General features: G+C 62.4%; 19 protein-coding genes and 1 tRNA gene. 13 read left to right on the top strand and 7 right to left on the bottom strand.

From position 1 onward, the window contains the following. Window positions 1-30: 30 nt before the first annotated feature. The 4 genes from pyrI to E5E96_RS06185 form a co-directional block, all read right to left on the bottom strand. Complete coding sequence (gene pyrI / locus E5E96_RS06200) at window positions 31-495, bottom strand: aspartate carbamoyltransferase regulatory subunit (protein WP_011707750.1); 465 nt, start codon at window positions 493-495, stop codon at window positions 31-33. 16 nt (window positions 496-511) lie between these two features. Further along, complete coding sequence (gene pyrB / locus E5E96_RS06195) at window positions 512-1,432, bottom strand: aspartate carbamoyltransferase (RefSeq protein ID WP_016352301.1); 921 nt, start codon at window positions 1,430-1,432, stop codon at window positions 512-514. Then, window positions 1,413-1,607 carry a hypothetical protein gene (locus tag E5E96_RS06190; protein WP_123785055.1) on the bottom strand — a complete coding sequence of 65 codons (195 nt, stop codon included), beginning with the start codon at window positions 1,605-1,607 and terminating at the stop codon, window positions 1,413-1,415. The genes pyrB and E5E96_RS06190 overlap by 20 nt, the downstream gene beginning before the upstream one ends. Window positions 1,608-1,706: 99 nt before the next feature. Next, window positions 1,707-2,249, bottom strand: a complete 543-nt coding sequence (locus E5E96_RS06185; protein WP_049045510.1) for a hypothetical protein — start codon at window positions 2,247-2,249, stop codon at window positions 1,707-1,709. A gap of 208 nt (window positions 2,250-2,457) precedes the next feature. Here E5E96_RS06185 and E5E96_RS06180 point away from each other — a divergent pair. The 3 genes from E5E96_RS06180 to E5E96_RS06170 all read left to right on the top strand — a co-directional run bounded on the left by E5E96_RS06180 (window position 2,458) and on the right by E5E96_RS06170 (window position 6,339). Beyond that, window positions 2,458-2,534 (top strand) — tRNA-Trp (locus E5E96_RS06180). A gap of 291 nt (window positions 2,535-2,825) precedes the next feature. Continuing rightward, on the top strand, window positions 2,826-4,196 hold the full coding sequence (locus E5E96_RS06175) for a phosphatidylserine decarboxylase family protein (protein ID WP_171281749.1): 1,371 nt from the start codon (window positions 2,826-2,828) through the stop codon (window positions 4,194-4,196). Window positions 4,197-4,446: 250 nt separating this feature from the next. After that, window positions 4,447-6,339, top strand: a complete 1,893-nt coding sequence (locus tag E5E96_RS06170) for a methyl-accepting chemotaxis protein (RefSeq protein WP_171281748.1) — start codon at window positions 4,447-4,449, stop codon at window positions 6,337-6,339. Window positions 6,340-6,404: 65 nt separating this feature from the next. On the opposite strand, the gene E5E96_RS06165 is transcribed toward E5E96_RS06170, so the two are convergent. Together E5E96_RS06165 and E5E96_RS06160 are read right to left on the bottom strand one after the other, a co-directional pair. After that, on the bottom strand, window positions 6,405-6,917 hold the full coding sequence (locus E5E96_RS06165) for a lipocalin family protein (protein WP_171281747.1): 513 nt from the start codon (window positions 6,915-6,917) through the stop codon (window positions 6,405-6,407). A gap of 17 nt (window positions 6,918-6,934) precedes the next feature. Next, window positions 6,935-7,837, bottom strand: a complete 903-nt coding sequence (locus tag E5E96_RS06160; RefSeq protein WP_010635812.1) for an AraC family transcriptional regulator — start codon at window positions 7,835-7,837, stop codon at window positions 6,935-6,937. Between the two features lie 146 nt (window positions 7,838-7,983). Between E5E96_RS06160 and yqhD the strand changes: the two genes are divergently transcribed. The 7 genes from yqhD to E5E96_RS06125 all read left to right on the top strand — a co-directional run bounded on the left by yqhD (window position 7,984) and on the right by E5E96_RS06125 (window position 18,134). Next, window positions 7,984-9,147: an alcohol dehydrogenase gene (gene yqhD, locus E5E96_RS06155; RefSeq protein WP_024945180.1), complete on the top strand. Its 1,164-nt coding sequence runs from the start codon at window positions 7,984-7,986 to the stop codon at window positions 9,145-9,147. A gap of 507 nt (window positions 9,148-9,654) precedes the next feature. Next, window positions 9,655-11,181, top strand: coding sequence for a Re/Si-specific NAD(P)(+) transhydrogenase subunit alpha (gene pntA / locus E5E96_RS06150; protein WP_011707743.1), 1,527 nt, complete (start codon window positions 9,655-9,657; stop codon window positions 11,179-11,181). Window positions 11,182-11,192: 11 nt separating this feature from the next. Next, window positions 11,193-12,677 carry a Re/Si-specific NAD(P)(+) transhydrogenase subunit beta gene (gene pntB, locus E5E96_RS06145; protein WP_011707742.1) on the top strand — a complete coding sequence of 495 codons (1,485 nt, stop codon included), beginning with the start codon at window positions 11,193-11,195 and terminating at the stop codon, window positions 12,675-12,677. Window positions 12,678-12,773: 96 nt separating this feature from the next. Then, entirely contained in the window at window positions 12,774-13,526 is a 753-nt protein-coding gene (locus E5E96_RS06140) for an ABC transporter substrate-binding protein (RefSeq protein ID WP_171281746.1), read from the top strand. A gap of 311 nt (window positions 13,527-13,837) precedes the next feature. Continuing rightward, complete coding sequence (locus tag E5E96_RS06135; RefSeq protein WP_049045902.1) at window positions 13,838-15,145, top strand: serine dehydratase subunit alpha family protein; 1,308 nt, start codon at window positions 13,838-13,840, stop codon at window positions 15,143-15,145. A 165-nt stretch (window positions 15,146-15,310) separates the two neighbouring features. Continuing rightward, window positions 15,311-16,711, top strand: a complete 1,401-nt coding sequence (locus tag E5E96_RS06130; protein ID WP_171281745.1) for an L-cystine transporter — start codon at window positions 15,311-15,313, stop codon at window positions 16,709-16,711. 94 nt (window positions 16,712-16,805) lie between these two features. Further along, complete coding sequence (locus E5E96_RS06125; protein WP_171281744.1) at window positions 16,806-18,134, top strand: CoA-disulfide reductase; 1,329 nt, start codon at window positions 16,806-16,808, stop codon at window positions 18,132-18,134. Between the two features lie 148 nt (window positions 18,135-18,282). On the opposite strand, the gene E5E96_RS06120 is transcribed toward E5E96_RS06125, so the two are convergent. Beyond that, window positions 18,283-19,038 carry an outer membrane protein assembly factor BamD gene (locus E5E96_RS06120; protein ID WP_017409782.1) on the bottom strand — a complete coding sequence of 252 codons (756 nt, stop codon included), beginning with the start codon at window positions 19,036-19,038 and terminating at the stop codon, window positions 18,283-18,285. Window positions 19,039-19,155: 117 nt separating this feature from the next. Here E5E96_RS06120 and rluD point away from each other — a divergent pair, with 117 nt between their 5' ends. The 3 genes from rluD (at window position 19,156) to clpB (ending at window position 23,737) form a co-directional block, all read left to right on the top strand. Next, window positions 19,156-20,136 carry a 23S rRNA pseudouridine(1911/1915/1917) synthase RluD gene (gene rluD, locus E5E96_RS06115; protein ID WP_011707736.1) on the top strand — a complete coding sequence of 327 codons (981 nt, stop codon included), beginning with the start codon at window positions 19,156-19,158 and terminating at the stop codon, window positions 20,134-20,136. Between the two features lie 118 nt (window positions 20,137-20,254). Continuing rightward, entirely contained in the window at window positions 20,255-20,992 is a 738-nt protein-coding gene (gene pgeF / locus E5E96_RS06110) for a peptidoglycan editing factor PgeF (RefSeq protein WP_171281743.1), read from the top strand. A gap of 171 nt (window positions 20,993-21,163) precedes the next feature. Then, window positions 21,164-23,737: an ATP-dependent chaperone ClpB gene (clpB, locus tag E5E96_RS06105; RefSeq protein WP_024945187.1), complete on the top strand. Its 2,574-nt coding sequence runs from the start codon at window positions 21,164-21,166 to the stop codon at window positions 23,735-23,737. Window positions 23,738-23,770 lie beyond the last annotated feature (33 nt).

Genomic DNA, 23,770 nt, shown 5'->3' with positions numbered 1-23,770 from the left:
GCCCACCTGGATATCTTTTGAGTCTGGCTATCAGTAGCGTTCGCTGACGATGTCCTGGGTGAAGGACTTCTCGCAGTACTTGCACTTCATCCGCACCACGCCTTTCACCTCCCGCACCCGGAAGTAGCTGTCCACCGGCTCGTTGTGGGAGATGCAGTTGGAGTTGGGGCAGTGGAACACCCCGGCGATGAACTCCGGCAGCTCCAGCTGGTGTTTCTTCACCACGGCGAAGTCTTCGATGATGTTGACGGTCGCCTTGGGGGCGAACAGTGCCAGCTGGTTGGCCTGCTGCTCGGTCAGGCGGGTGTTCTCGATCTTGATGAGATCCTTCTTGCCCAGCGCGCCGGATTTCAGGTTGAAACCGACGGTGATGCGCTCCTGGGTCTCGATCAGCTGGAACAGCTTGAGGATCTTGATGCCCTGGCCGGCGGGGACGTGGTCGATGACGGAGCCGTGACGGATGGCTTCGACTTGCAGTTGGTTCTTCTCGGACATGATATACCCCTTTCCCTTAGACGGTTTCGTTCAGTACCAGAGCCAGCAGCGCCTGGCGTGCATAAACCCCGTTCTCCGCCTGCTGGAAGTAGTAGGCGTGGGGCGTCTTGTCGACCGCGACGTCGATCTCGTCGACGCGGGGCAGGGGGTGCAGGATCTTCATGGTGGGCTTGGCGCCTTCCAGGGTGGCCACTTCCAGCACGAACTTGGCGGCCATGTGCTTGTATTCGGTCTCGTCGAAGCGCTCTTTCTGGACCCGGGTCATGTAGAGGATGTCGAGCTCCGGCATCACCTCTTCCATGGTCTCGTGCACGCTGAACTGGATGCCCTTCTCTTCCAGCTCCTCGCAGATGTAGTCCGGCATCGCCAGCGCTTCCGGCGAGATGAAGAAGAAGCGGCAGTTGAACAGGCTGAGGGCCTGGGCCAGCGAGTGCACGGTGCGGCCGTACTTGAGGTCACCGACGAAGGCGACATTGAGGCCGTCCAGCTTGCCCTGCGTCTCGTGGATGGAGAAGAGGTCGAGCAGGGTCTGGGTCGGATGCTGGTTGGAACCGTCACCGCCGTTGATGACCGGTACCCGGGAGAACTCGGAGGCGAGGCGGGCGGCGCCCTCTTTCGGATGACGCATCACCACTGCATCGGTGTAGGAGCCGATGATCTTGATGGAGTCGGCCAGGGTCTCACCCTTCTTGGCGCTGGTGTTGCCACCGTCGGCGAAGCCGATGATGTTGCCGCCCAGGCGCTGGACCGCGGTCTCGAACGACAGGCGGGTACGGGTGGAGGCTTCGAAGAAGCAGCTGGCAACCAGCTTGTCTTTCAGCAAGCGGGTGTCGGGCTCGGCCTTCAACCGCTGTGCGGTTGCGACCACCAGTTCCATGTCGGGCCGGGTCAGGTCCGAAATGGAGATGACATGTTTCTTATAGAGTGGATTGGTCATCGTCTGCATTCCCTTTGACATCAATGAAGGTTTTTCGGGCACAAAAAAAAGCCCCTGAAACAGGGGCTTTTTTTAAAAACAATTGGGGATCTGTGGGTCGGGAACCGGAAACAACGGGGCCGCTCTGGTGCGCTCCACCCGTCTGCAAGGCTGTTTTTTTCAGCAAAAACTGCATCGTCCTGTCCTGACCTTTTTTCAAACCGGACAGATTATAGAGTCGCATTTTGAATTGTCAAAAATTTATTTCAAAGGCAAGATTTGCGCGGAAAAACGTTTAACTGTCGCGAACTGGCCGGCAAACCCACACCTGGTGTTCGGCCTGCAAGGGCTGCGCATCTTCGGCCATGCTGCGCAGATAGGCGAGTCTGTGGTGTCCCTCCAGCAGGCAATAGGGTTGTGGCAGCGGGTGACCGTCCGGGTAGCTGCTGCCCGCCGCCGACGCCAGCACTATGATGGGTTCGGACCAGGTACCCTGACTCAGCATGTACTCCCCGAGCCAGGAGCGACGGACGTAACGGTTGTGCCTCAGCATCTCGCCCCAGCGTTCGACCACCTCCATATGGCGGGAGCCGGTCTGCTCGATGATCCTGGCGGTGGGCCAGCTTTCACACTCGAACTGGTGGCGGGCGAGATCGATAAAGCTCCAGTTGGATTCAAAACCGCGCCAATGGCGGTAAATCCACTGGGAGAGCACATTGTCGGGAATGAAGGGCACCAGCGGGGCGACCCGTGCCAGATAGTCCGGCAGGGCCTCGGTTTTGCTCTCATCCCGGAAGTTGAGCGGTGCAAGTTGTTGAAGTAACCGATAATTGAGCATGAGCAGCCTCCTCATTGCCTGGCCACCTCTTCACCCTACCCCCATTGCCGCTGCTTTCCTACCCAAACAAGGCTGTAAATACAGCGAGTTACCCCCTTTGGCTGCAAAAAGTGACGAGATCTGCTCGTCCTTTGTGCAATCGCACCGAAAGTGAGAAAAAAGCCTTTACCTTTGATCCCGGCTTTGTATAATTCGCCTCGTTTGTTGCAGGGGCGTAGTTCCAATTGGTAGAACAGCGGTCTCCAAAACCGATGGTTGCGGGTTCGAGTCCTGCCGCCCCTGCCATTTTTCAGAGAAGCCAGCTCATTGAGCTGGCTTTTCGCTTTTCCGGGCCTCTCGTTTTTCCCGTCGTCCCTTGCCCCGCCTGCTGTAGCAGGGCGTTCCCTCCCGTTGTACTCGTTCATCCCGACCGCTAGTCGTTGTTGCGCCGGTTTGCCCTGTCGTTTCTGGCAATCGTCCCGCCGCGCTCCCTGTGCTACATAACAGGGTCGGTGCCCTGGCATGCCGTTGGCAGGCCGGCACTCAATGCTCAAGCCGTGGATTGTGGGCGTGAACATCAGCTGAGGAGAGCGAACCATGAACAAGGCAGTTGAAACCCGATTGAACAAGTCCCGTCCCGGTGGCTGGATCCCCCGCGATGGCGCCCATATCGAGCGCTGGATCCGGCGGATCAAGCACTACGTGACCCAGCAGCCGCGTGCGCTGGTGCCCCCCATCGCCGAGCTGCGGGATCTGGTCCATGCCGATCCTGCGCTGCATGCCCAGGCCGAAGCCATGTTCAAGGAAGCCTGGCGCCACAAGCACCTGACCCCGCTCGGTCAGCCGGAGGTACGCTCGTTCGAGGAGTTCCTGGGGCTGCTCAACGGCATCATGACCACGGCACCCGAGGCGTATCAGGACATCCCCAGCCACGAGCCATCCGGTCTCATCGGCTTTCCCATCAATGCCCTGCTCGACTGGCCCATGGCCACCCAGGCCGGCTATCACTTCTTTGCCAACGCCCTGATCAACCAGCAGTTCAAGAAGATCCTCGACTACTGGGCCCAGTTCCTGCAAAGCCCGGCTTCCCGCTACGTGTTGAATGAACCGGTCAGCCGGCTGGATCAGGAGACCCTGGTGGTGCCTTGGCTCGGCAAGGTGGCCAAGGCCGAGATGGTCAAGGTGGCGAACGAGGCGGTCGGGGAGGGGCCCAACCCCACGCCGGGCAGTTTCGAGCAGATCTTCGAGTGCGAGCCGGCGGCCGAATACCACGGGTTCAGCTGCTGGGACGACTTCTTCACCCGACGTTTTCGGGCCGGGGTGCGGCCGGTATCTGCGCCGACGGATGACAGTGTCATCGTCAACGCCTGCGAGTCGGCGCCGCTGCAGGTACGCAAGGAGGTGAGCCGCAGCGATCAGTTCTGGCTCAAGGGGCAGCCCTATTCGCTGGACAACATGCTCGATTTTGACGATCTGGCGCCCCGTTTCGAAGGCGGCACCGTCTACCAGGCCTTCCTCAGCGCGCTCAGCTACCACCGCTGGCACAGCCCGGTGAGCGGTACCATCCGCAAGGTACGCATCGTCAACGGCACCTACTATCTGGAAAACCAGTTCGAAGGCTTTGCCGACCCGCAGGGGGCGGATCCCAGCGCCCCCAACAATTCCCAGCCGTTCCTCACCTCGGTGGCGACCCGGGCACTCATCTTCATCGAGGCCGACAACCCCAAAATCGGCCTGATGTGCGTGGTGCCGGTGGGGATGGCCGAGGTGTCGAGCTGCGAGATCACGGTGCAGGCGGGGGATCGGGTGCAGAAGGGGGAGCCGCTCGGCATGTTCCACTTCGGCGGCTCCACCCACTGCCTGCTGTTCCGCCCCGGGGTCAGGCTGGAGTTCGACTTCCATGGCCAGACCCCAGGGCTGGATGCGACCAATATGCGGCTCAATACCGCCATTGCCCGGGTCAAGTAGCCCTGCCGGGCAGAGTATGGGAGGCCGCCTGCGGGCGGCCTTGTTGTTGTCATGGGGAGCTGCTTTTTCGCCCCTTCATGCGGGTTGTCAGCAGCATGGAATAGCGATCCAGTAATGACGAGTAGCGGGTTCTGTTGTTGATAGATGTAAAAATATTGGGATTCACTAAAGTCTGTTCAGCATGTGGCCGATAGCCTTGATTAAATAAGGGTCTCTCCCTGGCCCGTCACAACAACAAGGATCCGTAGTCATGACACTTTCGTTGCGCGGCAAGCTGCTGGCCACCAGTCTGGGGGTGGTGCTGCTGATGGCCTCACTGCTCGGCATCGTTGCCTTTCACACCCTCAAATCCCGCACCATGAGCGCCATCCAGAGCGAGGCGGTCAACTATGGTCACGCCTACTCGGTGGCTATCGGCGACTGGATGGCGGATCGCAAGAACACGGTGCACGCGCTGGTGAACCTGATCGCCGACAATCCGCAGGCCGAGCTGGTGCCGCACTTGAAGCAGGCCTACACCTCGGGCGGGTTCGGGCTTACCTACTTTGGCTCGACCCAGGGGGTGATGACCCGCCAGGACCCCTCCCTCAACACCGGCAACTATGACCCGCGCGAGCGCCCCTGGTATCAGGACGCGGTGAAGGCGGGGCAGCTCATCGTCACCGCTCCCTATGTCAGCGTCACCATGCAGAAGCTGGTGGTCACCCTCTCCGAGCCGGTGCTCCATCAGGGCGAACTGGTCGGCGCCGTGGGGGCCAACCTGGCGCTCGACAAGCTGATCGACGAGGTGCTGGCGATGCAGGTGCAGGGTGAGGGATACGCCATGCTGCTCGACAGCAGCGGCCTCATCGTCGGCCATCCCAACAAGGAGCTGGCGCTCAAGCAGATAGCGGAGCTCTCCCCCGACCTGTCGGCGGCCACCTTCCAGCAGTGGGGCCGCGAGAACAACGAGCTGCACGCCGCCACCCTGGACGGGCGTGACGTGCTGCTGGCGGTGCAGCCGGTGGCGGGCACCGACTGGCTGCTGGCCATGGTGATGTATCGCGACGTGCTGGAGGCGCCGCTTGCCACTCTGCTGTGGCAGTTGGTGGGGCTGACGTTGGTGCTGATGCTGGTGTTCAGCGCCCTGCTCACCGCCATGTTCAAGTATCTGTTTGCCGATCTGGGCCGGGTCGCTGGTGCGCTGCACGACATCGCTCACGGCGAGGGGGACCTTACGGTGCACATCAACACTCGCAGCAAGGATGAGGTGGGTCAGCTGGCGGAGAGCTTCAACCAGTTCGTGGCGCGGCTGCATGGCATCGTCAGCCGGCTGCGCGACGTCACCGTCGAGCTGGCGGCCCAGTCCCGCGCCCAGGCGGCAGGGGCCCAGTCTCGCAGCCAGCGGGTACGCCAGCAGCAGGACGAGATCGTGATGGTGGCGACCGCGGTGACCGAGATGGCCTCCGCCACTCAGGAGATCGCCGGCAACGCCGAGTTTGCCGCCACTACCTCCGGCGATGCGGTCAAGCTGGCGGTTGCCGGCCAGTCACAGGTCGGTCAGAGCCAGCGCAGCATCACCGGGCTGGCGGACGAAGTGGCCGATGCCAGCCAGATCATTGTGGAGCTGGATGCCCACGCCCAGAAGATCAGCGGCATTTTGGCCACCATCAGCGGCATCGCCGAGCAGACCAACCTGCTGGCGCTCAACGCGGCCATCGAGGCGGCCCGGGCCGGCGAGCAGGGCCGCGGTTTTGCAGTGGTAGCGGACGAGGTGCGGGTGCTGTCGCGCCGTACCCACGACTCCACCGACGAGATCCAGCAGATGATCGAGACCCTGCAGCAGACCACCCGCCGGGCGGTGAGCGGCATGGAGACCAGCCGCCAGCTGGCGGGCACCAGCGTGGAGGATGCTGAGTCCGCCAACTTGAGCCTGGGGCAGATCAACGAGGCGATCGGCGCCATCAGCGACATGGCGACCCAGATTGCGGCGGCGGCCGAAGAGCAGACCTCGGTCACCAGCGAGATCAGCCGCAACACCGAGAACATCCGCCACGTCTCCCAGGAGCTGGCCGAGCAGGCCAATCAGGAGGCGGCCCAGGCCGCCGAGCTGAAGGCGCTGACCGAGCGGCTGGAGCAGGAGATCGGCCGCTTCCGGCTCTGAACATCAGGCGAACGTCCATGAAAAAGGGCAGCCCGCAGGCTGCCCTTTCTTGTTTCACGACAGGTTCAGGGGGTCTGTTTGACCCAGATCAGCTGATCGGTGGCAAAGCCCAGCGACTTCGCCTTGGCGATCAGCGCATCCACTTTGTCCTTGGGCGGATGGGGTGAGCGGGCGAGGATCCAGAGGTAGTCGTGGTTGTAGCTGGTCACCAGTGAGAGCTGGTAATCGGGGTCCAGCTCGATGACGTTGTAGCCGCCGTAGAAGGGGCCGAAGAAGCTCACCTTGAGCCGTGCCTCGTCCGGTTTGTCGACGAAGTAGGCCTTGCCCTCGGCTTCACGCCAGCTGCCGTCACTCTGCTTGCCGCGGTTGAGCACCTTGACCCCGCCGTCGTCGCGCAGGCTGTAGGTGGCGCTCACCTGCTCCAGTCCGCGCTCGAAACCGTGGTCGAGGCGGGCGATCTCGTGCCAGGTGCCAAGATAACGATCGAGCTGGAAGCCGGTAACGGGGCGGATGCCGTCGGCGAGGCCGGTACAGGCCGTCAGCAGACAGGCGGTGAGCAGGCAAAGCAGTGCACGCATGAACAATTCCTCTCTGGTTATCCCTCTATGATGCGCAGCTGGCCTTCCCGAAAGCGGGAGGCCTGATCCGTCGGCGTGCTGCCGAAGAAGCGCTTGTACTCCCGGCTGAACTGGGAGTTGCTCTCGTAGCCGACCCTGGTTGCCGCGGTGCCCGCCTTGATGCCGTCGTGCAGCATCATCATCCGCGCCTTGTGGAGGCGAAACGACTTGATGTACTGCAGCGGCGAGGTGGCGGTGACCGCCTTGAAGTGGTGGTGGAAGGCGGAGACGCTCATGTTCACCTCCCGCGCCAGCTCCTCCATGGTCAGGTTGTCGGCGTAACGCGACTCTATCATACGCAGCACCCGGGCAATCTGGCCCACATGGTTGTGACGGTTGGCGAGCGCCTGCAGCGCGGGGCCGCCCCCCTCGTGCAGGGCGTAGAACAGCATCTCCCGCACCGTCTGCGGCCCCAACACCCGGGCGTGATGGGGCTTGTCCATCAGATCGATCAGCCGCTCGGCGGCGCAGAACATGGCCTCCGACAGGGGCACCGAGTGCACGCCGCTCTTTTGCGGGGCGGGGGCGGGCAGGGCATCTCCCAGCTCCAGCAGCAACTCCTGCAGGGTCACCAGGTTGATCTCGAGGGAGAAGCCGATGAGGGGCTGCTCGGGGGAGGCGAAGCACTCGCACTCGCAGGGCAGCGGCAGGGTCATTAGCAGGTAGTGGTTGGGGTCGTAGCGAAACACCTGATCCGCCAGATAGCCCACCTTGTGCCCCTGCAGGATCACGATCATCCGCGGCTGATAGAGCACCGGGGTACGGCCGTGGTATTCGGTGGTGTAGATGAGGCTCACCTGATCCACTGGCGAGGGAGTGATGCCGGGGGCAGTGACGTGACGAGCCAGCTTGGCTGCGAGATCGGTGTAGCGGGTCTGCATGGGATGCTCTTGGGTTCTGTTTTGGCTGCTTTGTAGGAATAGGCAAAAATAAAGCAGGATGTTGCCTTGATGGTATTGGTTGTCTGGAGAAAAATGCAATCACATTTTTGCGGCCAGGCCGCCAGATACTCACAAAGGCAATGTCGATGAACAACTTTACCCTGCATACCCCGACCAAGATCCTGTTCGGCAAGGGCCAGGTCGCCCAGCTGCGTGAACAGCTGCCGCGCGATGCCCGCATCCTCATCACCTACGGCGGCGGCAGCGTGGTACGCAGCGGCCTGCTGGCCCAGATCCGCAGCGAGCTGGCCGGCATGACCCTGTTTGAATTCGGTGGCATCGAGCCCAACCCCACCTATGAAACCCTGATGGGAGCGGTCGAGCTGGCCCGCGCCGAACGGGTCGACTTCCTGCTGGCCGTCGGCGGCGGCTCCGTGCTCGACGGCACCAAGTTTATCGCCGCAGCGGCCCATTACGACGAGAGCCGGGATCCCTGGCACATCCTCGAGACCGTGGGCAACGAAGTGCGTTCCGCCATCCCGCTCGGCGCCGTGCTGACCCTGCCGGCTACCGGTTCCGAGATGAACATGGGCGCCGTGGTGACCCGTCGCAGCAGCGGCGACAAGGTGCACTTCTTCTCGCCCTTCGTGATGCCGCGCTTCGCCGTGCTCGATCCGGTGCTGACCTACACCCTGCCGGCCCGTCAGGTGGCCAATGGGGTGGTGGATGCCTTCATCCACATCCTGGAGCAGTACCTCACCTATCCGGTCAACGCCAAGGTGCAGGATCGCTTCGCCGAAGGTCTGCTGCTGACCCTGCTGGAAGAGGGCCCCAAGGCGCTGGTGGAACCGGAAAACTACGAGGTGCGCGCCAACATCATGTGGAGCGCCACCCTGGCGCTGAACGGCCTGATCGGGGCCGGTGTACCGCAGGACTGGGCGACCCACATGCTGGGTCACGAGATCACCGCCTTGCACGGCCTCGACCACGCCCAGACCCTGGCAGTGGTGCTGCCGGCCCTGCTGCAGGCCAAGCGCCAGCAGAAACACGCCAAACTGCTGCAATACGCCGAGCGAGTGTGGGATCTGCGCAGCGGCAGTGAAGCGGAGCGCATCGATGGCGCCATCGCCGCCACCCGCGACTTCTTCGAGCGGATGGGGGTCAAGACCCGGCTGCGGGATTACGGCGTGGCGGACGCAGGAATTGATACCCTGCTCGGCAAGCTGGCAGAACACGGCATGACCGCCATCGGCGAGCACGGCGATATCGACCTGGTGCAGAGCCAGCATATTTATGAGGCGGCCTGGTAAGCGGGGCGCACTGGCCCGTCACCATCGAAACGATTAAATAGCAGGGGCCGGATCCGCTCATTTGGCGGGTAGCCGGCCCCTTGTCTGTTACAAAACAGTTACTTTTTTCGTTTTCGGCCCGATATCTGTGATCCGTGCGGATTTCGTAAGAACAAAAAGCGCTAAGATAGAGGGCCGGTAAAACATTTTTTTTGACTGGTTGGATCACTTTTTCCAGCGCTTTTTACTGGTATAAGTTGCTAATTTGGTTTGTTTTTTTAAATCATGGTCCGGGATGGGCTGAATTCTGTACGCGCCCCGCCGGGACTGCGGTTGTAATAAAACTCCAAAATTTGATACTAATCACCTTCGCGCCTGAAAAGCGGGGGCCTGGCCATGACAGGAGGTTGAGGTAAAGCCTACTGATTTTCATAACAAAGGGCCCGTGACCTGCACTTTGGTCATGTCTTGTTTCGCCAGAAATGCGACACTGGGCAGCGATTGTTTATTAACCATCAGGGAATAGTCATGCAGATTGGAATACCGAGAGAGAGTCTCGCCGGTGAGACCCGGGTCGCAGCGACCCCGGCCACCGTTGAGCAGCTGAAAAAGCTCGGCTTCGAGGTCGCCATCGAGGCCGGTGCCGGCCTGCTGGCCAGCTTCGATGATGCCGCCTTCGAGGCTGCCGGTGCCAGCGTGGTGCCGAGCGTCTGGCAAGCCGACCTCATCTTCAAGGTCAATGCGCCGACCGATGCCGAGATCGCACAAATTAAAGATGGTGCCACCCTGGTGAGCTTCATCTGGCCTGCCCAGAACCCTGAGCTGGTCAAGAAGCTGTCCGCGCGCAACATCAATGTGATGGCGATGGACATGGTGCCGCGGATCTCCCGTGCCCAGTCCCTCGATGCCCTCTCCTCCATGGCCAACATCGGTGGCTATCGCGCCGTGGTGGAAGCCGCGCACCAGTTCGGTCGCTTCTTCACCGGCCAAATCACCGCAGCCGGCAAGGTGCCGCCTGCCAAGGTACTGGTGATCGGTGCCGGCGTCGCCGGTCTGGCCGCCATCGGTACTGCCGGTTCCCTCGGTGCCATCGTGCGTGCGTTCGATACCCGTCTGGAAGTGGCCGAGCAGATCGAGTCCATGGGTGGCGAGTTCCTCAAGCTGGACTTCGGTGGCGAGGATGGCTCCTCCTCCGACGGTTACGCCAAGGTGATGAGCGAAGAGTTCATCGCGGCCGAGATGGCGCTGTTTGCCCAGCAAGCCAAGGAAGTGGACATCATCATCACTACCGCCCTGATCCCGGGCAAGCCGGCACCCAAGCTGATCACCAAAGAGATGGTGGACAGCATGAAGCCGGGCTCGGTGATCGTGGACATGGCTGCCCAGGCTGGCGGCAACTGCGAATACACTGTGCCGGGTGAACTGCATGTCACCGGCAACGGCGTCAAGGTGATCGGTTACACCGACCTGCCGGGCCGCCTGCCTGCCCAATCCTCCCAGCTCTACGGTACCAACCTGGTCAACCTGATGAAGCTGATGTGTAAGGAGAAGGACGGCAACGTTGCCATCAACTTCGAAGACGTGGTGCAGCGCAACATGACGGTGATCCAGGCCGGTGAAGTGACCTTCCCGCCGCCCGCCATCTCGGTCTCTGCCGCCCCGCAAAAACCGGCTGCCGCCAAACCGGCCGCCAAGAAGGAAGCGGCCAAGCCCTCCAACAAGAAGTTCGTGTTCGGTGCCCTCGGCATCGCCGCCTTCGGTTGGGTTGCTGCCGTGGCGCCTGCGGCGTTCCTCTCCCACTTCACCGTATTCATCCTGGCCTGCGTGGTCGGTTACTACGTGGTGTGGAACGTCTCTCACGCCCTGCACACGCCGCTGATGTCGGTCACCAATGCCATCTCCGGCATTATCGTGGTCGGTGCCCTGCTGCAGATTGGGCAAGGGTCGACCCTGGTCACCGCATTGGCCTTCGTCGCCGTGCTGATTGCCAGTATCAACATCTTCGGTGGCTTCACCGTCACTCAGCGCATGCTGAAGATGTTCCGTAAGGATTAAGGGGGTTTAACGTGTCTCAAGGACTGGTAACAGCATCCTATATCGTTGCCGCCGTGCTCTTTATCCTCAGTCTCGCGGGACTGTCGAAGCAAGAGACGGCCAAGCATGGCAACCTGTTCGGTATCGCGGGGATGGCCATCGCCCTGCTCGCGACCGTGTTCAACCCGGAAACCAGTGGCGTGCACTGGATCATTCTGGCCATGGTGATCGGCGGTGCCATCGGCGTGCGTCTGGCGCTCAAGGTCGAGATGACCGAGATGCCCGAGCTGGTGGCCGTGCTGCACAGCTTCGTGGGTATGGCAGCCGTGCTGGTGGGCTTCAACAGCTTCATCGATCTGCACCCCTCCGCGCCTGCTGAAGTGGTCGTGTCCGTCGGTTCCAACCTGGATGCCACCCTGGCAGCCGCCCGTGCGGCGTTCGAGCAGGCGGCCAGCGTCGCCCAGGTCGAGCACCTCTCCGGCGCCATGCTGAACATCCACCTGGTCGAGATCTTCCTCGGCGTCTTCATCGGTGCGGTGACCTTCACCGGTTCCGTGGTGGCGTTCGGCAAGCTGCGTGGCCTCATCTCCTCCAAGCCGCTGATGCTGCCGCACCGCCACAAACTGAACCTGCTGGCCGTGGTCGCCTCGCTGGCGCTGATGGTCTACTTCGTCAACGCGGGCGGTTCTACCTTCGCCCTGCTGGTGATGACCCTGATCGCCTTCGCCTTCGGCTGGCACCTGGTGGCCTCCATCGGTGGCGCCGACATGCCGGTGGTGGTCTCCATGCTGAACTCCTACTCCGGTTGGGCGGCGGCGGCGGCGGGCTTCATGCTCTCCAATGACCTGCTGATCGTGGTGGGTGCGCTGGTGGGTTCCTCCGGTGCGATCCTCTCTTACATCATGTGCAAGGCGATGAACCGCTCCTTCATCTCGGTGATCGCCGGTGGCTTCGGCTCCGACGGCGTGGCCTCCACGGCCGACCAGGAGATGGGTGAATACCGCGAAACCAGCGCCGAAGACGTGGCTGACCTGCTGAAGAACTCCAGCTCCGTCATCATCACCCCGGGCTACGGCATGGCGGTGGCACAGGCCCAGTATCCGGTGGCTGAAATCACCCAGAAGCTGCGTGATCGCGGCGTCAAGGTGCGCTTCGGTATCCACCCGGTGGCCGGCCGTCTGCCAGGCCACATGAACGTGCTGCTGGCGGAAGCGAAAGTCCCGTATGACATAGTTCTGGAAATGGACGAGATCAACGAAGACTTCAGCGATACCGACACCGTGCTGGTGATCGGTGCCAACGACACCGTCAACCCGGCCGCCATGGAAGATCCGGGCAGCCCCATCGCCGGCATGCCGGTGCTGGAAGTGTGGAAGGCGCAGAACGTCATCGGCTTCAAGCGCTCCATGAACACTGGCTATGCCGGTGTGCAGAACCCGCTGTTCTTCAAGGAGAACACCCAGATGCTGTTTGGCGATGCCAAGGCCAGCGTCGAGGCTATCCTGAAAGCGCTGTAAGCGCCGGAGAGGAAAGCAAAAAAGGAGGCTCCGGCCTCCTTTTTTATTACTCACTTTTTGGTATATCCTCAGCCAATACACAGAGGAGATCACTGCATGGTGTGGCGTAAAGGATGGATCCTGCTTTGCCTCTGGTGGGGGTGGGCGGTACAGGCGAGCGAGCCACCGACCCTGACCCTGCTGACCGAGCTGTGGCCGCCCTATGTGATGCGGCTCGATGACGGCAGCCTGGGCGGTGCCGATCTGGAGCTGGCCCGCACCGTGCTCAAGCGGATGGGTTACCGGACCACGGTCAAGGTACTGCCCTGGAAGCGGGTGCTGCAGGAGGCCAGGCTCCAGCGCGGTGATGCCATCGTCGATGCCTTCTTCGAAGAGCGCCGGCTGGAGTGGTTGCACTATCCGGATGAACCCCTCTCCCAGAGTGGAGAAGTGCTCTTCTTCCCGTTCGCCAGACCCGTCGACTTCCAGGGGCTGGCCAGCCTCAAAGGGCTGCGTATCGGTACCCAGGCCGATTACGCCTACGGCGAGGAGTTCCTCACCTCGGCCCTGTTTACCCGGGTGGCCATGACCGGGGAGAGCAACATGATCAAGCAGTTGCACCTGATGATGGCGGGGCGGCTCGATGGGGTCGTGATGAACCAGATGGTGGGCCGTTACCTGCTCAAGGGGCAGGGGCTGCAGGATCAGGTCGGTCACAGCGAAAAACTGGTGAGCGAGAGCAACCGCAATTTTCTCGCCTTTACCCACAGGCCCGGCAACGAGCGGCTGGCCTATCAGTTCTCCCTCGCCCTCAAGGCTTTCAAACAGACCCCCGAATATCAATCCCTGCTGACCCGTTACGGGCTCTGACTTTCCCCGCTGCCGGCTGAACCAGGTCGGCAGCGACCTGCCGTGCGCTTGTTCACATTTTGTGGCACTTCACCGCCAGTTGGGCATAATGCCTGCGCAAAAAGCGAAGCGGCTCAAATTTATTTGAGTCCTATTGCTTTAGAGTTACCAAAAGTTGATCGGATTGCCCAACGACTCAGGCGGCCCCGATCATCGGCTCGACCCTCGACCGGCTGCAGCCGACCCGGCATCTCCCGCCATACTGGTTATATGTCGCTCCGCCACTGCGCGGTGGACAGCACAATGACAAGCCCGCATCGGGCACCGTGAACATGAGATACATCGCAATGAAAGCACAATGGACCGACTTTATTACCCTGCTCAAGCGTGAAGTGGTGCCGGCCCTTGGCTGCACCGAACCCATGTCGGTGGCGCTGGCGGCGGCCAACTGCCGCAAGCTGCTGGGGCAGGTGCCGACCCGCGTCAGCGTCTGGGTCAGCGGCAATCTGTTCAAGAACGGCATGGGGGTCGGCGTGCCGGGTACCGGCATGATAGGTCTGCCGGTGGCGGCCGCCGTCGGCATCACCGGTGGCAACCCGGATGCCGGGCTGGAGGTGCTCAAGACTCTCACGCCGGATCAGGTCGACGCCGCCAAGGCGCTGCTGCCCGCCATCAAGGTGGATGTGAAGGACGTGCCGGACGTGCTCTACGCCGAGGTGCTGGCACAGGTGGAGGGGCACAGCGCCCGGGTGGTGATCTGTACCGACCACACCCGCATCATCCTGATGGAGCGAGACGGCGAGGTGCTGATGGCGCAGGACAGCGCCCCCGGCGTGCAGATCCAGGCCGCCCCTTCCAGCAAGCCAGCCATGACCCTGCGCGAGATTGTCGAGTTCGCCCTGCAGGTGCCGCTGGCCGAGATCGACTTCATCCGCGAGGCGGCCACCATGAACCAGGCGCTGGCAGATGAAGGGTTGCAGGGGTATGGCCTGCGCATCGGCAAGATCCTCACCGAGCAGGTGGAGCGCAAGCTGCTCTCCGATGACCTGATGACCCTGGCCATGCGTTTGTCGTCCGCCGCCTCCGATGCGCGGATGGATGGTGCCATGCTGCCCGCCATGTCCAACTCGGGCTCCGGCAACCAGGGCATTGCCGCCACCATGCCGGTGGTGGCGGCCGCCCGCTTCCTCCAGGCGAGCGATGAGCAGCTGACCCGGGCGCTGGTGATGAGCCACCTGGTGGCCATCTACATCAAGACCTACCAGAACAAGCTGTCGGCCCTCTGCGCCGCCAGCACCGCCGCCATGGGGGCGGGGGCCGCCATCACCTGGCTGCTGGGCGGCCAGTTCGAGCAAATTAGTCACTGTATCAACAACATGATCGGCGACGTTTCCGGTATCATCTGCGACGGCGCGGGCAGCGCCTGTTCCATGAAGGTCTCTACCTCCACCTCGGCGGCGGTCAAATCGTCGCTGATGGCCATCAACAACCTGCACGTGCCCCAGAGCGAAGGCATCGTCTCCGACGATGTGGATCAGACCATAGCCAACCTGGGTCGCCTCTCCAAACAGGGGATGCTGGATACCGATATCGAGATCATCAACATCATGCGGGCCAAGCAACAAGGCAAGGCCGAGTGATGCAAGAGGGTGGCGCAGGCCACCCTCCGTTTTTCTGCCTGTTGACGCCACCCCGGCCACACCGGGGGGCGAGCCGCCACGATGCGGCGCGTTTCAGGGGAGAGTGCGCACTGGGCACTCGTCCGTACACCTCGGGCCCGGCCCGATCATTTGGGGAATATCGTCATGACTCTTAGCGTTATAGGTAATCTGGCCATCCTGGTCATGTTGCTGCTGTTTCTCTATCGGTTGCAGCAAACCCACGTCAGCTTCACCCGCCGGGTCTTCTCGGGGCTGGGGCTGGGCATCCTGTTCGGTGCCGCCCTGCAGCTGCTCTACGGCGCCGGTTCCGACGTGCTGGTACAGACCGGCGACTACCTGGACATCGTCGGCAGCGGTTATGTGCAGCTGCTGCAGATGATCATCACGCCGCTCATCATGGTCTCCATCATCGGCGCCATCCTCAAGCTCAACGGCGGTACCGCGCTCGGCAAGATCAGCGCCATGACCATAGGCGTGCTGATCTTCACCACCATGATCGCCGCCGGGGCGGGCATCCTGATGTCCAACCTGTTCGGCCTGACCGCCGAGGGGCTCACCGCCGGCGCCGCCGAGACCGCTCGTGGCGCGGCCCTGCAGACCACCCTCGGCAGCGTCGAGAGCATGTCCTTTGCCAAGATGGTGCTGGAGTTCATCCCGGCCAACCCCTTCCTCGACATGACGGGCGCGCGCAAGACTTCCACCATCGCCGTGGTGATTTTCTCCATCTTCATCGGTTTGTCGGCCACCGGCATCGCCCGCAAGAAGCCGGAGATCTTCGCGAGTTTCGGTCACTTCATGCAGGTTGCCCACGTCATCGTGATGCGGATGGTGACCCTGGTGCTGCGCCTCACCCCCTACGGCGTGCTGGCGCTGATGACCAAGGTGGTGTCCGGCTCCAACTATGCCGATATCCTCAATCTGCTTAGCTTCGTCATGGCCTCCTACGGCGCCATCGCCATCATGTTTGCGGTGCACCTGCTGCTGGTGAGCCTGGTGGGCATCAACCCGGCTCGCTTCCTGAAGAAGATCATGCCGGTGCTGGCCTTTGCCTTCACCTCCCGCACCAGTGCGGGCTCCATCCCGATGAACGTGCAGACCCAGACCAAGGCGCTCGGCATTCCTGAAGGGATCGCCAACTTCGCCGCCTCGTTCGGTTCGACCATCGGCCAGAACGGCTGCGCCGGCATCTATCCGGCCATGCTGGCGGTGATGATTGCGCCGACCGTGGGGGTCAACCCCATGGATCCGGGCTTCATCATGACCCTGATCGCCATCATCACCGTCAGCTCCTTCGGGGTGGCAGGCATTGGCGGCGGCGCCACCTTCGCCGCCTTGATCGTGCTCTCCGCGCTGGACTTCCCGGTGGCATTGGCCGGTCTGCTCATCTCCATCGAGCCGCTGATCGACATGGGCCGTACTGCGCTGAACGTCTCCGGCTCCATCACCGCCGGTACCGTCACCAGCCGTCTGCTGGGGGAGACCGACATGGCGGTATTCAACAGCGAGCATGAGGTGTGTCTGGACGGCGAAGAGTCGACCATCTGATCCGTCTGTCCGGGGGAGTCGACTCTTGCCCCGGCGAGCAACCAATGAAGAGCGGGGAGGGCATGCCCTCCCCGTTGCATGGAAAGGAGCGAGTATGAGAATCGTGATCATCGGTGGCGAAGCCGCCGGCATGAGTGCGGCGGCCAAGGCGCGCCGACTGGCCAAAGAGGCCGAGATAGTGGTGTATGAGGCATCCGAGGTGATCTCCTTCGGTGCCTGTGGTCTGCCCTACTTCGTTGGCGACGAGTTTCAGGAGCCCGGCTACATGGCCGAGTTCACCCCGGAGCAGTTCGCCGCCAAGGGGATCGAGGTCAAGACCGGCCACCGGGTGCTGGGCCTGGATGCCACCGCGCAGACGCTGACCGTGGAGCACAAGGGCGACACCTTCACCGATCGTTACGATCGGCTGATGATCGCCACCGGCGCCCGCGAAGTGATGCCCCCCATCCCCGGCCTGCAGCAGGAAGGGGTATTCGGTCTGCGTCGGATGGCCGACGGGTTGGCCCTCAAGGCCGCCGTGCAGGACAAGGCCAACGGCCGTGCCCTGGTGATCGGCTCCGGCTTTATCGGGCTGGAGGTGGTGGAGGCACTGGTGCATCAGGGTAAAGAAGTGCGTCTGATCGAGCTGGCGGAGCGGGTTATCCCCGATGCGTTTGACGGCGAGATCACCCAGCACATCGAAACCGAACTGCGCGAGCAGGGTGTCTCTCTCCATCTGGGTGAGCGAGTTGAAGCGCTACTGGGGGAGGGCCGGGTGACCGGCGTGCGGACCAGCCAGGGTGAGTACGAAGCCGATATCGTGGTGGTCTGCACCGGGGTCAAACCCAATACCGAGTTCCTGGCCGATACCGGCATCGAGCGGCTCGGCAACGGTGCCATCAAGGTGGACCGGCAGGGGCGCAGCTCGCTGGCCAACGTCTGGTCGGCCGGTGACTGTGCCAGCGTCTGGCACGCCGTGAAGCAGCAGCAGGTCTATGTGCCGCTCGCCACCATCGCCAACAAGCTGGGGCGCATGGTGGGCGAGAACCTGGCGGGGGCCGAGCAGGAGTTCCCGGGCACTCTGGGTTCTGCGGCGCTCAAGGTGTTGGGGCTGGAGGCGGGCCGTACCGGCCTCTCCGAGCAGGAGGCCAAGGCGATGGGGATTGATTACCGCACCGTGGTGATCAAGGACAAGTGCCATACCAACTACTGCCCGGGCCAGTCCGACATTCACGTCAAGCTGGTCTATGAGGCAGGCAGCAAGCGGCTGCTGGGGGGCCAGATCCTCGGTCGCAAGGGGGCGGTACACCGCATCGACGCGCTGGCGGTCGCCATCACCATGGGGGTGACCACCGAGCAGCTCGGCATGCTGGACTTTGCCTATGCGCCGCCCTTCTCCCGCACCTGGGATGTGCTCAACGTGGCGGGCAACGTCGCCAAGTAACGCACGGCATGACGGCGTGGCTGATGTGCGCCGTCTCTCCCCATGCCGCCGGCACGGGGGGAAGGGACTGATGGTCATGTCATCCATGAAAAGCGCCCATAAAAAAACCGGAGCCAGTGGCTCCGGTTTTTCATTACGTTGCTGCGAGTCAGCCGCGGCCGAGACGATTGTCCGGGTAGTTCTTGGCCAGCACTTCGCGGGCATGCTGGGCCAGGGTCGGCATCTTCAGGCTGTCGTAGGAGTTGATCATGATCTCCAGCGCCTTCTCGGTTTCGGCCGTGTCGGGATAGGTCTCGACGATCAGCTTGGCGCGGTTGGCGGCGGCGATCAGCGCATCGCGCTTCACGTAGTACTCGGCCACGCTCAGGTCGTAACGGGCAAGCCGGTTCTTCAGACCTATCATGCGGGCACGGGCATCGGCGGCATAGACGCTGTTGGGGTAGTTCTGCAACAGGGTCTTGAAATCCTGGAAGGCCTGACGGGCATAGGAAGGGTCTTTGTCGTCCCGATTGATGCCCAGGAAGTCCTGGAAGAAGTTGTAATCGCCGGCCATGTTGGTCAGACCGCGCATGTAGAATACGTAGTCGATATTTTTATGCGCCGGATTGAGGCGGATAAAACGGTCGATATTGGCGATCGCCTGGGCAGTATCATCCTGCTTGTAGTAGGCGTAAATGAGGTCGAGCTGAACCTGGTTGGAGTAGGCGCCGAAAGGATAGCGCGAGTCCAAGGCTTCCAGTAACTCGATAGCATTCAGGTAGTTACCGGCATCCAGCTTGAGGCGTGCTTTCTGGTACAGGGTCTCCGGCGGTTCGTCCGGTACCTTGGGTTTGGTGCTGGAACAGCCTGTGATCAAGGTAGCGACCAAGGCGAGCGACATCAGCAGGTGAGACTTCTTTCCCATCAACAACATCCGGTCCATTTCCACGAAATTGGCAAAGTATCCGTTATGCTTGGCTAAAAGAAAAGCTAGAATACCCGGATTATTTCGAATTGATACCCCCCGCTCAAGAGACCATACATGAGCCAGCATATTGAACTGACAGGCGAATTCCAGGATCACCAATTCGGGCAGAGACTCGACCAGGCCCTGGCTGAATTGTTTCCAGACTACTCCCGCACCCGCATCAAGGAGTGGATTTTACAGGACAGAGTGACCCTGGATGGTCAGGTTGCCAATACCCCGCGCGAGAAAGTGCTGGCCGGGCAGAAGGTACATGTGGATGTCGAGCTGGCGGATGATACCCGTTGGGATGCCCAGAATATCGAGCTCAACATCGTCTATGAAGATGAACACATTCTGGTGATCGACAAGCCGGCCGGTCTGGTGGTCCACCCGGGCGCCGGCACGCCGGATGGCACCATTCTCAACGCCCTGTTGCACCGCTATCCCGCCATCGCCGAGGTGCCCCGCGCCGGTATCGTGCACCGTCTGGATAAAGACACCACGGGTCTGATGGTGGTCGCCAAGACCATCCCGGCCCAGACCCACCTGGTGGAAGCGCTGCAAGCGCGCCAGATCACCCGTGAGTACGAAGCCATTGCCATCGGTCACATGACCGCAGGCGGTACCGTCGATGCCCCCATCGGCCGTCACCCGACCCAGCGTACCCACATGGCCGTGGTGCCCAATGGACGCGAGTCCGTCACCCACTATCGGGTGCACGAGAAGTTCCGTGGCCACACCCGTCTGCGGCTGCGACTGGAAACCGGTCGTACCCACCAGATCCGCGTCCACATGGCCCACATCAAGCACCCGCTGGTGGGGGATCCCGCCTACGGTGGCCGTCTGCGTCTGCTGCGCAATGCCACCCCCGAGCTGACCGAGGCCCTGCGTGGCTTCCATCGTCAGGCACTGCATGCCACCATGCTGAAGCTGGCACATCCCATCACGGGTGAAGTGATGGAATGGCATTCCCCCACGCCGCAGGACATGCTGGACCTGATGGAAGTGCTGCGAGCTGATACCTTGGCCAATCCGGACGATCTGGTCTGGAACTGATGAAGAGGGCGGCTCTGCGACGATTCTTGCCGTAACCCGCCCTGCATGACCTGATATGGGGCCCCTTGACTGGTTGCAGCCAAGGGGCCCCGTTTTATATGAAGGAAAGGAGCCACAGATGAAATGGATCGAACCCGATTGGCCGGCACCGGCCAAGGTCAGCGCCCTGTCGACCACCCGTGACGGCGGTATCAGCGAGGGGGTCTTTGCCGGCCTCAACCTGGGGGCCCACGTGGGGGACGAGCCGGCCAGGGTCGAGACCAACCGGACCCGGCTGCAGCAGGCAGCGGGGATCCCCGGCACTCTCAACTGGCTCAATCAGGTGCACGGTACCGCGGTGCATCCCGTCAGCCGCGACTACGGCTGTGCGCCGGATGCGGATGCCGCCTGCGCCCGTGAGGCGGGTCAGGCCTGCATCGTGATGACCGCCGACTGCCTGCCGGTGCTGTTCTGCGATCGGGCCGGTACCGTGGTGGCTGCCGCTCACGCCGGTTGGCGTGGGCTGCAGGGTGGCGTACTGGAGGCGAGTATCGCCGCCATGGGCTGCGAGCCGGGCGAGATCCTGGCCTGGCTGGGTCCGGCCATCGGCCCTACTGCGTTTGAAGTGGGTGGCGAGGTGCGCGAGGCCTTTATGGCCGAGCAGGCCGAGGCGGCGGCTGCGTTCGTCCCTTCGCCCAACGAAGGGAAATGGCTGGCGGATATCTACCAGCTGGCCCGGCTGCGCCTCGCCCGCGCCGGCGTCACCGCCGTCTATGGCGGTGAACATTGCACCTACAGCGACAGCGAGCAATTCTACTCTTATCGTCGCAACGGCCAGACCGGCCGCATGGCCTCGATTATCTGGCTGGCGCCCTGACGACGCTCCCCGCCCTGCATCTTGCCGGGCGGGGATCCCGCCTGCTTCCCGCTTTGCAGAAAAAATAACCAGCCTCGCCCCTTGAAATAGTCCGTACGGGCCTCATCTTTCATCTCAGAAAGTTATGTTGTTTGCCGCGCAAGCGGCGTCTGTCTTGAAAGGGGGAGTGCAATGCGCCTCGATCGCCTGACCAGCAAATTCCAGATTGCTATTTCCGATGCCCAGTCTTTGGCACTGGGTCGTGACCACCAATTCATCGAACCCGTTCACCTGATGACCGCCCTGGTCAACCAGGATGGCGGCTCCATCCGTCCGCTGCTCACCCTGACCGGGATGGACATCAATTCCCTGCGCTCGCGCCTCGGCGAGGAGCTGGATCGCCTGCCGCGCGTCAGCGGCGTGGAAGGGGACGTGCAGCTCTCCAACGGCCTCGGCCGGCTGCTCAACGTCTGCGACAAGCTGGCTCAGCAGCGCAAGGATCAGTTCATCTCATCCGAGCTGTTCGTGCTGGCGGCCCTCGACGAGAAGGGGACGCTGGGCGAGCTGCTGCGTGCCCAGGGGCTGACCAAGGAGAAACTCGAAGCGGCCATCGACAAGGTGCGTGGCGGCAAGAAGGTGGAAGATGCCAACGCCGAGGAGAATCGCCAGGCGCTGGAGAAATACACCATCGATCTGACCGAGCGGGCCGAGATCGGCAAGCTCGACCCGGTGATCGGCCGGGATGACGAGATCCGCCGCACCATCCAGGTGCTGCAACGCCGTACCAAGAACAACCCGGTGCTGATCGGTGCTCCCGGTGTCGGCAAGACCGCCATCGTCGAAGGGCTGGCCCAGCGCATCATCAACGGTGAAGTGCCGGAAGGGCTCAAGAACAAGCGGGTGCTGTCGCTGGACATGGGGGCGCTGGTGGCCGGTGCCAAGTATCGCGGCGAGTTCGAAGAGCGGCTCAAGGCCGTGCTGAACGATCTGGCCAAGGAGGAGGGCAACGTCATCCTCTTCATCGACGAGCTGCACACCATGGTTGGCGCCGGCAAGGGTGAAGGCGCCATGGATGCGGGCAACATGCTCAAACCGGCGCTGGCCCGTGGCGACCTGCACTGCGTCGGTGCTACCACCCTGGACGAGTACCGTCAGTACATCGAGAAGGATGCCGCGCTGGAGCGCCGCTTCCAGAAGGTGCTGGTGGAGGAGCCGAGCGTGGAGGACACCATTGCCATCCTGCGCGGCCTGAAGGAGCGTTACGAGCTGCACCACCATGTGCAGATCACCGACCCCGCCATCGTGGCGGCGGCCCAGCTGTCGCACCGCTACATCGCGGATCGCCAGCTGCCGGACAAGGCCATCGACCTCATCGACGAGGCGGCGGCCAGCATCCGGCTGCAGATCGACTCCAAGCCCGAGTCCCTCGACCGGCTCGAGCGGCGCATCATCCAGCTCAAGCTGGAGCAGCAGGCGCTGATGAAGGAGGATGATGACGCCAGTCGCAAGCGGCTCGAGTTGATCAATCAGGAAATCAGCGAAAAAGATCGTGAATACAACGAGCTGGATGAGGTGTGGAAGGCCGAGAAGGCCGCCCTCGCCGGCACCCAGCACATCAAGGCGGCCCTCGAGCAGGCCCGCCAGGATCTCGACGTGGCGCGCCGCGCAGGCGATCTGGGCCGGATGTCCGAGCTGCAGTACGGCCGCATTCCGGAGCTGGAGAAACAGCTGGATCTCGCCACCCAGGCCGAGATGCAGGAGACCAGCCTGCTGCGCAACCGGGTCACCGACGTGGAGATCGCCGATGTCTTGGCCCGCTGGACCGGCATTCCGGTGGCCCGCATGCTGGAAGGGGAGCGCGACAAGCTGCTGCGGATGGAAGATCAGCTGCACAGCCGGGTGATCGGCCAGGAAGAGGCGGTCGAGGCGGTTTCCAACGCCATTCGCCGCTCCCGTGCCGGGCTGTCCGACCCGAACCGCCCCATCGGCTCCTTCCTGTTCCTGGGGCCCACCGGGGTGGGCAAGACCGAGCTGTGCAAGGCGCTGGCCGAGTTCCTGTTCGATACCCAGGACGCCATGGTGCGGATCGACATGTCGGAGTTCATGGAGAAACACAGCGTGGCCCGTCTGGTGGGGGCGCCTCCGGGATACGTGGGTTACGAGGAGGGCGGTTATCTGACCGAGGCGGTACGCCGTCGCCCCTACTCGGTGATCCTGCTGGATGAAGTGGAGAAGGCACACCCTGATGTGTTCAACATCCTGCTGCAGGTGCTGGACGATGGCCGCCTGACCGATGGTCAGGGTCGTACCGTCGATTTTCGCAACTCGGTGGTGATCATGACTTCCAACCTCGGGTCGGATCTCATTCAGGAGCACCACTCCGAGAAGGACTACGACGAGATGAAGGGCATGCTGATGGAGGTGCTGACCCGCAGCTTCCGGCCGGAGTTCATCAACCGGATCGACGAGACAGTGGTGTTCCACCCGCTCGGCGAGGAGCACATCAAGTCCATCGCCCGCATCCAGCTCAAGAGCCTGATGGGTCGTCTCGAGGCCCAGGGTTACGAGGTGGAGGTGAGCGAGGCGCTGCTCGAGAAACTGGTGCACGCCGGGTTCGATCCGGTCTACGGGGCGCGTCCCCTCAAGCGGGCGATCCAGCACAAGGTGGAGAACCCGCTGGCGCAGGCGCTGCTCTCCGGCCGCATCGTGCCGGGCAAAAAGCTGGTGCTGGGGGCCGACAGCAATGGCCTCACCATGACCCAGTAACGGGATTGTCGATGAAAAACGCAGGCCTCGTGC

The organism is Aeromonas sp. 1805, from assembly GCF_013085525.1.
In the GTDB taxonomy this organism is placed as follows: Bacteria; Pseudomonadota; Gammaproteobacteria; order Enterobacterales; family Aeromonadaceae; genus Aeromonas; species Aeromonas hydrophila.
Note: the sequence above shows the minus strand (reverse complement) of the source record. Positions and strands in the feature narration are given on the sequence as shown.

Coding starts and splice junctions, on each gene's coding strand:
- pyrI (WP_011707750.1), bottom strand. CDS start 495: ATGTCCGAGAAGAACCAACTGCAAGTCGAAGCCATCCGTCACGGCTCC.
- pyrB (WP_016352301.1), bottom strand. CDS start 1,432: ATGACCAATCCACTCTATAAGAAACATGTCATCTCCATTTCGGACCTG.
- E5E96_RS06190 (WP_123785055.1), bottom strand. CDS start 1,607: ATGCAGTTTTTGCTGAAAAAAACAGCCTTGCAGACGGGTGGAGCGCAC.
- E5E96_RS06185 (WP_049045510.1), bottom strand. CDS start 2,249: ATGCTCAATTATCGGTTACTTCAACAACTTGCACCGCTCAACTTCCGG.
- E5E96_RS06175 (WP_171281749.1), top strand. CDS start 2,826: ATGAACAAGGCAGTTGAAACCCGATTGAACAAGTCCCGTCCCGGTGGC.
- E5E96_RS06170 (WP_171281748.1), top strand. CDS start 4,447: ATGACACTTTCGTTGCGCGGCAAGCTGCTGGCCACCAGTCTGGGGGTG.
- E5E96_RS06165 (WP_171281747.1), bottom strand. CDS start 6,917: ATGCGTGCACTGCTTTGCCTGCTCACCGCCTGTCTGCTGACGGCCTGT.
- E5E96_RS06160 (WP_010635812.1), bottom strand. CDS start 7,837: ATGCAGACCCGCTACACCGATCTCGCAGCCAAGCTGGCTCGTCACGTC.
- yqhD (WP_024945180.1), top strand. CDS start 7,984: ATGAACAACTTTACCCTGCATACCCCGACCAAGATCCTGTTCGGCAAG.
- pntA (WP_011707743.1), top strand. CDS start 9,655: ATGCAGATTGGAATACCGAGAGAGAGTCTCGCCGGTGAGACCCGGGTC.
- E5E96_RS06140 (WP_171281746.1), top strand. CDS start 12,774: ATGGTGTGGCGTAAAGGATGGATCCTGCTTTGCCTCTGGTGGGGGTGG.
- E5E96_RS06135 (WP_049045902.1), top strand. CDS start 13,838: ATGAGATACATCGCAATGAAAGCACAATGGACCGACTTTATTACCCTG.
- E5E96_RS06130 (WP_171281745.1), top strand. CDS start 15,311: ATGACTCTTAGCGTTATAGGTAATCTGGCCATCCTGGTCATGTTGCTG.
- E5E96_RS06125 (WP_171281744.1), top strand. CDS start 16,806: ATGAGAATCGTGATCATCGGTGGCGAAGCCGCCGGCATGAGTGCGGCG.
- E5E96_RS06120 (WP_017409782.1), bottom strand. CDS start 19,038: ATGGGAAAGAAGTCTCACCTGCTGATGTCGCTCGCCTTGGTCGCTACC.
- rluD (WP_011707736.1), top strand. CDS start 19,156: ATGAGCCAGCATATTGAACTGACAGGCGAATTCCAGGATCACCAATTC.
- pgeF (WP_171281743.1), top strand. CDS start 20,255: ATGAAATGGATCGAACCCGATTGGCCGGCACCGGCCAAGGTCAGCGCC.
- clpB (WP_024945187.1), top strand. CDS start 21,164: ATGCGCCTCGATCGCCTGACCAGCAAATTCCAGATTGCTATTTCCGAT.